Source organism: Lactobacillus helsingborgensis (assembly GCF_000970855.1).
GTDB classification, from domain to species: Bacteria; Bacillota; Bacilli; order Lactobacillales; family Lactobacillaceae; genus Lactobacillus; species Lactobacillus helsingborgensis.
Genome location: NZ_KQ034046.1, coordinates 768,930 through 781,510, shown reverse-complemented (window position 1 = coordinate 781,510; position 12,581 = coordinate 768,930). Strand labels below are relative to the sequence as shown.

2 protein-coding genes are annotated in these 12,581 nt (G+C 36.6%); both read right to left on the bottom strand.

Annotated features, from left to right (window positions below):
* Positions 1 to 1,451 (bottom strand): pectate lyase-like adhesive domain-containing protein (locus JF73_RS03730; RefSeq protein WP_046327024.1); only part of this gene is annotated, 1,451 nt, incomplete at its 3' end.
* 553 nt (positions 1,452 to 2,004) lie between these two features.
* On the bottom strand, positions 2,005 to 12,177 hold the full coding sequence (locus JF73_RS03725) for an SLAP domain-containing protein (protein ID WP_046327023.1): 10,173 nt from the start codon (positions 12,175 to 12,177) through the stop codon (positions 2,005 to 2,007).
* Positions 12,178 to 12,581: the final 404 nt, after the last annotated feature.

Here is a 12,581-nt window from a genome sequence, read left to right as displayed (position 1 = left end):
TTTCTATTGCCCCAGTTATTAGCTATATCACCGTTAGTAGTAATATTGACTTTCGCATCACTATTAATATTAAAAACAGAGTTGCCATCATTAATCAGGATTGCACTGGATTGATCGTTGTCATTTGTGCCATTATAGTGATCGCTACCAGTAATAATATTCAGCTCACCATCAACGTTGACGGCTTCATTATTACCTAACATGGCGATGGCCAAAGGAAGCCCAGTATGTTCAGCAGCGTTAGAGCCTAAGTTATTATTAGGAACATAGATTCGAGGAGCAAGTGTTACCTTGGCATCCTTGCCAATATTAACAACATTGTTGCTCCCAGCCATTTCTAATACGTTACCACCGACGGTTTTACCGGTAAAAGTACCGCTAAAATCAATTGAGTTGTTTGAACCTGTAAATTCAAATAATTGTTGAACATCACCACTTGAGATTGTAATGCCAGGATATGGTGTATGAGTCACTTCACCATAGTTAGTTCCTGTAAAGTAAATTTTAGTATTGTTACCACAGTGAACCATTTGCGAACCATGGAAATTAACATTATTAAACGTTACTTTTGAAAAATGCCCGTCCTTGTTGTAATCATCAGTCATGATGACGCCCCAGATATCGGCACTCCATAAATCAAGGTTATCGTACGTTATATCTAAATCCTGCGTACTGCCACTATTTAATTGGAGGTGGTTACCTTTCAAATCCACCTTGAATCTGGTATTACCATTGCCGGCGGATTTAATCAGCATTTTCCTGCCATAGAAGTAGTATGCTTGTGATCCATTCTCTGGTCCGTCAGTAATATCGTTCATGACGTCAATTTCTGAAATAGATTCGTTCTGAAATGCAGCTATAAGTTCAGTAAAGTTATGGACCTGTGCTACACCAACATCCCTAGTATTTATTTCTGTGTTTTCAGCAGCATTTGAATCTTCCGCTACTACAGCAGTTGAATCAACAGGCTTTGTTGTATCTCCTTTAGGGGATGAAGCATCATTAGTTTGTTGACTTTGACCAGAACCTTGATCCGAATTGTTTTTTGACGCGGTGGGTGTCTTTTCTGATTTTTCCTGACCAGTTGATAAACTGTGACTAGCTTTTGAATCACTGCCACTATCTCTTAAAAACGAACTTAAGCCAGAAAAAGTGCTTAAATCGTGCTTTTCATCATTTTGACTTGACTGCTCTTCTGTAGTTACAGTTTTTGCGGTACCCTTTGTTTGTTCTGTTTTAGTTGTTTCATTCTCATTTTTTTGAGAATTTACTTCTTCATTTGCCGGATCAACTGTATCAGCTTTAACTGTTTGATTGCTTAAGCCAAAGAAAGTAAAACCGAGCAAGACAGAAGCAGCACCAATGGTCAATTTACGAATTGAGAAGTGGTCTTGCTTTGCCTGCATTTCCATTTTACGTATTCTTTCCTTATTATTATTTTTACCTAGCATAATAATCCTTCCTCAAAATTATGATTACATATTAATTTTAAGTCCTATTATTTTTACTGTCAATTTAGTAACATTATTATGCACTAAAATAGGTAATTAAATTTAAAGTTTCGGTTTATTAAATAACTATATTTTATGACTTAATGCAGTTTTATAAACATATTTTTTGATTAAAATAACAATAATTACATTTTATTATACACACTTTATATATGATTTATAAGCTCTATTTAGTTAAGAAATAATATTCATATATAATATACATAATACCGTTTTGCTGTGTATACATGAATATGCTTGTAATTTATTTAACACGATTAATTAGGTAAACATAATTTTGTCTGACTTGTTTATATCATTTTTGTCTGTTTGACTTATACGCTTTTTAACTAGATTTTACAGAAAAAGAGGAAACCACGTCTCTTTTAAAAATAACTAATTGTAGTCCTTATTAAGATTTTTATTATTTTTGATTCGAAAATACAAAAGAAGTGCCACAAATGTGACACTTCTTTCATGATATTTAAGCTTTATGTTTTAAAACTCTAGTTATTTAAAAGTTTGCTTTCTTAACGAACCTCCCTTTACTTAACGTGTAGTACTTTTTATGACCAATTTTGACTGAATTGCCATAAGTTTTAACTGACTTACGTTTCTTCAGCACTGTCTTACCTACGCGATGACCATACTTGTTGTATGTGTAAGCATTATGCTTCAACTTTAACTTCTTGGCATCAATATTGCCACTGGCTATATATAATCCATCAGGTAAAGCATAGTATGTCCGACCATTGATCTTCTTTTTGCCAGTAGTCTCAACTACGGAACCTGCAGTAAAGATCAACTTATTTGCACGTCCGCCATTTTCATTATAAAGGTAAGCATTATGCTTTAAGCTCTTAGCTACTGTTTGAACAGGTTTCGCAACAGTATTGACATTTGTTGGCGAAACTTCTTCGTTTGCTGATTTTGCAGCAGTTAGCAACTTAACATTTGCTGCTTTGACAAAGCGATTCTTGCCAATAGTAAAGTATCTCTTACCGCGGATCTTAACGGCATCGCCGTAAGTATTCAACGTCTGACCCTTCTTGTAAACGCCTGCCTTCTTAACCCGCTTGCCCAGCTGGTTATAAACATACGCATTGTGAGTCAATTTTTGCTTAGTAGCCTGTGCATTACCTACAGCTACATAGTACATCTTATTCTTGGCACCTTGATCAACTAAGACGTAGTATTCTTTACCATTTATCGTCTTAGTGCCGTAGATAGTCAGGATTGAACCAACACCTAGAGTAATCCGATTAGCCCGTTTGCCGGTTTCGTCGTACAGGTAGGCATTATGCAGCAATTCGACTGCAGAAGAATTGTTTAAATCAACATCTGAACCATTATTCTTACCGTCATCTTTATTGTTGTTGGCATTATCGTCAGGTTTCTTATTTGGATCAGTTACAGGAGTTACTGTAGAACCACCGCCAGTACCTGAACCACTACCATTATTATTTCCGCTTTGAATAACCTTATCAATTGTTGTCGGATCAGAACTATCTTGATGAATAGTATCTATCCCGTCATCACGATGCTTGTCTATATCATCACTGCTATTTGATTGATCAATTTTATCTTTGGCATTATCTTTTTGACGGTCGATCTCATCCTTAACCTTTTGCTTTTCACCGTCAGTTAAGTCAGTGCCATCTTGGTGTTTGCCCTTATTATTGTCAACATCCTTTTTAGCGTTCTTAGCAGCATCATCAACGGCACCTTTGGCAATTTCCTTTTCCGCTTCAAGTTTATTCTTTTGAATCTCATCATAAGAATTGCCTTCAGTGTGTTTGTTTTTGTCAAAAGCATTTTGGATTGAAGAAGTATCAGCATCATCACCAAATTCTTTATGAATCTTATCAATAGCCTCTTTTGCTTTATCAGCAATTTCCTGATCAGCCTTGTTTTTGCTAATTTGATTTGTCTTGTTAACCTCAACTTGGATATCGTTTTTAGCCGTGTCAACTACTTTATCAATATTAGTCTTCTTACCAGCAGGATCATCACTAGGTGCATTAACTTGATCAACTGCATTATTACTTTCTGTAACGTGCTGATCAACTTTATCAATATAATCTTGCTTAGTTTTATCGTCTAAATCTTTATTATTGTTAATCTCAGTTTTGGCCTTGTCAGCAGCATTTTTAATTTCTTCCTTAGCTTTAAGTTTATTCAAAGCTGTAATGCCTTTATCGTAGGCAGAACTGATATCCGGAATATTGTCAGCTTTATTAATATCGGCAAGACCAGCAATAATATCATTGATATAGTCCTGATAGTCTGGATTAGCTTTTTGCTTACTAGTTAATTTGTCATATTCATTTTGCAAACCATTAGTGCCATTTACAGCATCATGCTTATCTTTAACAACCCATTCAGAAGAATTTTGCCAAATCTGATCAATGCTAGTTCCAACGTGATCTTTATCTTTTGGAACATTGTCAACATCTTTAATAGCTTCAATTTTTGCTTTTTCAGTATCATAAGCATCATCAATAGCCTTAATAGCTTCCTTCTTTTCAGAATCAGTTAACTGCGACTTATTAATAATATCATGAGCCTGATTCTGCTTGTCTTTCAAATCGCCTTCTGCCTTGGTTTTAGCTCCGGCAAGATCTGCTTGGTCAATAATATTTGAAATACCAGGAACATCTTTTCCAGTTGAAGGATCTTTGTAGCCGTTCTTGGCCTTATCAATTATAGCTTGAGCATCGTTTTTGACTTCATCAGCAGTTCTATCGGTAGTACCATCCTCTCCTTTGACAGGAATATCATTTATTTCTGTCTTACTCTTGTCAAAGATATCCTGTACTTTTTGCTTTTCTGTATCTTGATCAGCTGATGATAAACCAGAATCTTCAATCTTTTTATCAGCTTCATCCTTAATATTTTGCAGCTCTTTGATAGCATCTTGCTTAGCTTCGTAGATATCCTGTTTATTCTTAGCTATATCGTAGATCTTATCTACACCGGCTTCACCGAAGTTAATTGGCTCATTATTTTCTGGAACACCTTTTTCGATATTAGACAGCTTATTCTTTGCTGCCTCCAAGTCAGATGCAGTTGCATTCTCAGGTAAGGTAACTTTGCCGATTTTGTCCTTGGTACTTTGCACAACTTCATCAAGTTGCTTTTGCAAATCAGCCTTTTGCTCATCACTTAAACTAGAGGCAACTGAACTGATATCACCTTTTCCTTTGACATAATCATCAATAGCAGCAATCTGCTTGTTCTTTTCAGCTAGCAAATCACTCGGCAATTTAGCTTGATTGATGGCCTTTTCGCCGGCCTTTTCAATATCAGCTAAATTGTCACTATCTTTGGCGCCATATATGTTGCTGATAGCGCCTTGCAGAGCGTTATTGATATCTTTTTCGCCTTGGCTAATTTCATTAGCATCAAGATGATCACTCTGCAAGCCGTTCTTTGCAGTTTGAGCATGCTGCTTCAACTTGTTAATAGCTTCATTCTTAGCTGCAAAGCGATCAGTTAAACCAGTAATTGCTGAAACCCCATCTTGTGCGGCCTGATTCATAGCGTTGTTAGGATCGTTTACATCATTTTTAGCACTTTGAATGTTTTGCGCAGCTTTATCGCGTTCAGCTTTGATCTGATCTCTCATTTGATCAGCCAGATTTGGATCATCCTTAGCGATCTCGTCTGCTGTAGCAGAAGCCTCATTGACGGCATCTTGCAACTGAGTTAACGCATTTGTCAGTGATTCTTCTTTACCAATTTCAGCGCCGATTTGACTTAGATCATTTTTGTTCTGGTTCTGGGCATTAGACAAACTACCTTTATCAGTGGCCGAGTTTATCCTAGTTTCACCATCTGAACGAGCCTGATCAATTTTGTCTTTTAGCTTATCATATTGGTCTTGACCCAGTTTCTTATCGGCTAAATCTTGATCAATCCGTTGTTGCAGTTTGTCTGCAGCACTTTTCAGATCATTTTTAGCTGCAGCTTTATCATTTGCAAGTTGAGCATCCTTACCTGTCTGCTCTATACCCGTAATAGCACTTTGGCCTTCTTCTTTAGCTTTATTAACTTTGTCAATAGTATCTGATTGATCTATTTTGTCTTTAGCCTTATCACGTTCGTTGTTAATAGCATCTTGGTCAGTTGGATCTATTTTACCAGCATCAATTGCTGCTTGGTCCAAGTCAGACTTAGCCTTGTTTTTAGCTGCTTGCAATTTAGCATCAGATAGTGCCTTGTTAATGTCCACTAATCCAGTATTCTTTTCCGTATCTATCTGGTCAGCAGTGGCACCATCAACCTTGGCTACAGCACGATCATGCGCTTCTTGAGCCTGGTTCTTAAACTTATTCTTTTCGTCAGTACTTAGATCAGTTAAGCTATCAATTTGATTAGTGACTCCAACATAATTTCCGCCGCCATTAAGCGCTTGGTCAAGTTCATCAATTGCTTGATTACGTTGATCTCTTATTTCATCTGCATTAGAAGCAGAAGCAATATCAAGGATATTTTGTATGCTTTGGATAGTATTGCCTTTAATCTTATTAACTGTAGCAATATCACTTGCTGCGTTTATATCTTTCTCACCAAGATCGGTAACAGCTTTGACTGCATCCTTATCTTTTTGGTTTGTGAGTTGGGTATTTGCTTTAGCACCCGTTTCTTTAATTGCAGTTATTGCGGTAGCTTTGGCTGCAGCCAAGTCAGCACTTGTTTCTGCCTTGTTAATAGCAGCTATTGCATCTTTAGTAGTTTTTTCTACCTGGTCTTTATTAGTTGCGTTCCTAATACTATCAATTGCATCGCTTGAACTTTGCTGAATAGTATTAATAGCGTTATCAAATGCGTCCTTAGCAGCTGTTTGTTCACTTTCACTAAGACCATTATAAATTTCAGTCAAACGGGAAGTAGCGTCATCTGCAGCAGTAGAAATTTGATTTATGGCACTTTCCTTGTAGCCTTCAAGACCGTTACCTTTTGCTTCTGCCGCATCAATTGCCAGTTCACCATTTTGTTCTGCAAGATTAGAAGCTGGGATACCTTCTTGCTTATCGACCTTATCGACATTAGCCTTCGCCTCATCACGAGCAGCTTTGATTCCGGCAATAGTGGAGTCCTTCACTGTCTGAGCAATATCTGTTGCATTGCTAATGCGATCTATTGCTTTTTGAGCATACTCATCAAGTTTTTGTTTGTTAAGAACTTTATTAATGTTCAGATCACTGATTACATTATCAATAGCAGCTTTGCCTTGTTGGGCATATTGAGTAACTTGTTGAATAGAAGATGTACTTGCAGAATTAATGTTCTTGACTGCTTGATTGTATTGTTCTTCAACTTGAGCCCGTAAATCGTTCTTATTGGCACTTGTAACTTGATCCATATTGCCAATTTGCTCTCTAATTTTGCTTCTCTCAGTAAGCAAGTCATTTAGAGCTTGATCTTTGGCAGACTGCAAGTTTGCAGCTTCCTGAATCTCAGTCAGTTTCCTCGTACCATTTGTAAGAGCGTCATCGATATCGTCTTCTTTACCTGCTGACTGAATAGCCGATTGAGCATTATTGAAGGCATTTGAGATTTGGTTATAGTAATCGTTCTTTTCGGTAACACTTAAATTAGGATCAGTAGTTATTTGAGTATTCGCATTATCGCGAGCCTGTCTTAATTTTTTAACAGCATCATCACGCTTTGCTACCAAATCTTTTGTTGCTTCGTCATCCGAGATACTGTCAACAATGCTTTGAATATTCTTTTTGCCTTTATCTGCATCATCATTAATATCTGAAACATTAAGGTCACCTGTTACTGCTTGAACAGCTTGGTCATAGGCATTGTCAATCTGGTTTAATTTATCCATCCAGTCCTTGTCTTTAAGCGGGCCATTATTGTCATGTGCTGCAGAAATGGTCTCTCGGGCTTTATTCTTGGCGGTTTGCAAATCAGAAATTGCTTTAGCGCGTGCTGCAGAAACCTGCGCGTCGTTTAAGTCTCTGGTAATATTGTTTGCACCATCTTGAGTAGCTGATTTAACAGTGTCTTCATCTTGAGCAGCAGCAATCTTATCTTTAGCGGCTTGCGCATCTTGATCGATCAAATCTTCATAGTGTTTCTTGTTTGATTGACTAAGTTGACTGTCAGGTATGCTTTCAATCTTTTGCTTGGCAGCCTTTGCCGCCTCGTCAATTGCTTGTGATGCTTTTGCCCGGGCATCCTTGATTACACTATCGCCCTTATTCTGAGCATCAGCAACTATACTGTCAATTTTACCTTTGGCTGTTGTCACAGCATCATCTATCTTTGCAGTGTCAATATTACTTAAACCGTTAATACTGTCGTCAGCAACCTTCTTAATTTGATCAAGGTATGACTTTTTATCTTTATCACTTAAGTTTTGCGTATTGTTAATAGCATCATTTGCTTCTTGTTGTTTTTTCCTTATCTGTGCAGCAGCGTCACTTACCTGATTGTTACGCTTACCTAACTCTTGCTGCTTAGTCAACAGATTGTTCAGAGCAGTGATACCGTCATTTCTGGCTCCGTCAATTGTTGTAAGCGAGTCAGCTTGATCAACCCTTTGAGTATATCCTAGTGGATTGGTATTATTGCTTAAAATCTTCTGGGCCTGCTTCTTGGCATCGTCAATATTTTGAGCGGTCAAGCCGGAAATGTTGCTGATTTGATTTTCAACATCAGCTTCGACATCAGCTAATTTCTGCTTAGAAATTGCTTTAAGCACATTCTTTTTAGCAGTATCTTCTGCAGTTGCTACTGCGCTAGAGTCCGCTGCCTTATCAATATTTGCCAACCCATCACTAATTGCTTTTGCAATATCGCTATTTGAGTTAACTGATAAATCATTTTGGTTAGTAACAGCAAAACCTTCAACTTCAGCCTTTGCTGCAGCTTTATCAAAAGCTGTCTGTGCTATAGCTTCTCTTTCCTTTATAGCCGTACCATCTGACGTACCGTAAATAGATTTGCTTGCATCATAGCCTGGGGCGCCAGGTTTAGCAGTTGCAACTTTAGCAGCATTATCGATTGCATTTAAGTAATCTGCTTGATCTGCTGCTGCAAGTCCTGATTTCTGCACTCTCTTTTTGGCTGCTTCAGCTGCTTTATTAATATTGGCAGCTTCTTGATCTGCATATACCTGTTTGATCGCTTCAAGACCTTCTGAGCCGTCAGGGTCATCGCCATTGATGACTTTATGTACAGCATCATTTAAAGAATTTTGAATATCAGTCGTTTTGTCGCTGTGCTTAGAAATTTCATCTTTAGCGGCATCTTGCAATTTTTTAATTGCACTGATAGTGTTCTTAAGAGCATCAATCGTATCTTGAGCTTCTTTTTGGTGACCTTTAACTGAATTTTCATCAGAATCCTTATCAATGTCACCTTGATCTGCAGCAATTGCTTCTGGACGCTTAAGTCTATCAACTAAGCTGTTAACCTCTTCTTTTTCAGTGTCGCTTAAGTTAGAATCTTTTGCAGTTTCTGCTATATCAGTTTTTACCTGTTTAATCTGCTTATTAAGATCAGATTTGATAGAAGCCTTATAGTCAAGAGCAACTTGATCGATTGCCTTTATTCCCTCGTCTCTAGCACTAGCAACATCATCGTTATTTTGTGCAGCCTTAACCTGGTCAATTGCCTTATCTCGCGCTTGATTAATTGCCTGAGTTTGTGAAGGATAATATCCAGATTGTTTACTTGCCTCATTATTCAACTCATTAATGGCATTAGTTTTATTAGTTTCAATTTGAGCTGAACCATTAGCAGCTTTAATTGCATCATCAATAATCTTTAAAGCAGCATCCCGACGCTTGTTTACAATCGAAATCGTATTTGCATCAGAGGAGTAAACAGATGTTTCCTTGTTAGCACTATTGATGGTCTTTGAAGCTGCAGCAGCAGCTTGAGTCATTGCATCATTAAATGCTTTATTTTGCTCATCCGTCAAATTATTAGGCTTATTATTTTTAGCAGTGTTAATTGCATCATTAATAGCCTGGGCAGCTTGATCGCGAGCTTCACTCAATGTCAGAATATCCAAACCTACTCTGACAGGCTTACTGGTATCAGTCGGATCATATCCAATGAAGTTAGCACTCGGAGACAACTCAATACTATAATTTTTATTAAATTTAATGGTTTTATCTGCCGGAATATTAATGGTAAATGAACCATCATCATTGACAACAGCAGCGTAAAATTTTGGCAGAGGATTAAGTGAAGGGTTGTGAGTATCATTTTTGGCATTGTCAACCGTATTCTGGTATGGATTTGCTATAGAATCATCTGCCCAGATAGTTTTCTTATTTTTATCATCAACAATATTGGCAACAATATAAGCCTTGGTAGCCACCGGCATAATCAAACTAAATGGATTTTTAAACTTTTGCGGATTGCCTTTAGGATCATCCGGACCATCTATATCAGGGCTATAATTTATTACACTACCTGCAGCACCCGTAATAGTGTTTGAACCATCGTCATTTCTAGTGACAGTGACTTTACTGGTGTCAATGTCCATAAAACCACTTGGGTTGGCAGGAATAAAGGCAATATTATTATAGCCAAAGTTTTCGCTATTGTTGAATGCTCTTTGAATAATATCAATAAAAAGATCGTCAAAAGTTTTATTGCTGGCTGCAGTTTCATTTAAAGATTCTTGCACATCTCCTGGTAACTTTTCAAAATCAATACCAGCAAGTGCTATCTTAGCTTTTAATTCATTTAATTTATCAACATTTAGCTGCGTTTTACCATTCAATAGCTCAAGTTTGTCTACAACTATGGAACCTTTTCTTTGTTTTCTTACATTTAAAACATGGAATGGCGGTAAAGTAAGTTTGCCAAGTCCAATGTTTAAACTAGTAAGATCAAATTGTTGCCGTACGTTTGTTATAGTAATATTATTCTCACCAACGATACTGGTATTTTTACCCGTGTTAGCCTGCGCATTCAAAACTAGTGAAGTAGGGTTATTAACAATTAAGGTACCACCCTGAACATCTACTAAAGTAACATCACCGTTACCTGCACCAGTCCCGTTACCAATGCTAGTAGAAGCGGGAGAACCATCAAGAACAATATTAAAAGCACCGTTTTCAACATCAGCTTTACCCTTAACCAAGACTAAAGTTCCGCTATAGTCACCCATGTCCTGACCTTTGACATATAAGGTACCCTTAGGTTTAATGTTAAAATTACCACCATCATAAATAAGGTAGCCACCACCATTTGCGTCACTGATGTTACCATTAGTGGTAATATTCACTGTACCATTGGTTTCAATATTGAAGCTAGATTTAGAATTCCGTAAATATATGGCTCTACATTTATTGTCATTGCGAGTTCCTTTATATGGATTTGCCTTTGAGTTATCAGTCATATTAATATTCAGTTCGCCGGCAACGTTTACGGTGCCACTACCGGTAATAGCAATAACAGTAAATGGTCTCCCCCATTCACCATTTGAACCATGAGAACCATCATACTCTAATAAGGGCGTCAAATTAACAATGGCACCTTGATGAACTGTAACAACGTCATTATCGCTTTCCATTTCAATCACGCTGCCGCCAAAAGTAGAGCCTGTGAATGTACCGTCTACAAATTCAACACTACAATTTGGACCAGTAAACTGGAATAACTGCTGGTTGTCACCGTCAGAATTTCCTTTAACCGTTCTTATTACGTTATCACCACGAAAGAAGATGTGAGTGTTCCGACCAGAATAAATTAACTGAGAACCTTCAAATGTTGTATTTATAAAGGTAATGTTGGCATATTGATTATTATTTAGCCCACCAGTATCAAATACACCATAATAATCTGTGCTTTTCATTGCAACATTTTCAAAAGTTACGTCAAAGGAATTACGCTGAATAATTTCAGGGTGGTTTCGTTTAAAATCAATTAAATGTCGCGTATCCCCATCGGATATGATGCGCAACTTTCTTCCGGGAACTTTACCAATGGACTTACGTCCACCACCATCTGGGGCAGCAATATCATTCATGATACGAATTTCGCTTACATTTGCATCTAGTAAAGCATCTGTAAAACCATCCCAATTTGTGACTTGCTTAACTTCACTAGCAGTAGTATCCTTTTTTGCATCTTTATCAACTAATTCAGGATCCTGAGAATCAGTTTTTTCAGGATCATTCGTTTCTGATGTATCCTGATTTGTGTCATCATCAGTTTTAGCTGGATCCTTAGCATTACTTTGATCCTGATCAGGGGTTTTTGAACTGTCGTCAACAGTATTACCCTTATCCTTGTCCTTATCTTTTGGATCATCAGTCTTTGAATCCTCAGTTTTGTCTGTAGAATCTTTTCCTGCAGTAGTTGGTTTCTTAGTATCGGTACTCTTTAAAAAAGAACTCAGACCAGAAAATGTAGTTAAGTCTGCATCCTTTTTCGTTGAGTTACTTTGCTTGTTTTCACTTGGAGTTTGGGCTTTATCTGCTGTTTGATCAAGCTCAGTCTGAGACTCATTAGTTTTAGTATTAATTTCTTCCTTTGCAGGATCAACAGTATCAGCCTTAGCGGTCTGACTATTCAAGCCAAAGAAAGTAAAACCGAGCAAGACAGAAGCAGCACCAATTGTCAATTTACGAATTGAGAAGTGGTCTTGCTTTGCTTGCATTTCCATTTTACGTATTCTTTCTTTATTATTATTTTTACCTAGCATAAAATAATCCTTTCTCAAAAATACTATTTATAGCAATATTTTAATGCTAGGTGTATTTTGTGTCAATATAGTATTCATTATAAACTAGTCTTAAATAACATATAGATAAAAAATAAAAATTTAGTTTTTTTAAATAACTTTAAAATATCTTAATTTATCTATAAATATAAGGTTTATTCTGATATAAAATAACATTAATAATTTATAAAAAAACGGAAATTAGTAATATTTTTATGTATATAAGAAATATTTTCATTACTTTATATCTTCATATATTTATATATACTATACGTGATTTTAAATATTATTTACTATATTCAACTATTTATGCAAACCCTTTAATAGCTTAATTTTTTAAAATTAAATCTATCGTTTTAATAAATAATATATAAAATTATATTTAT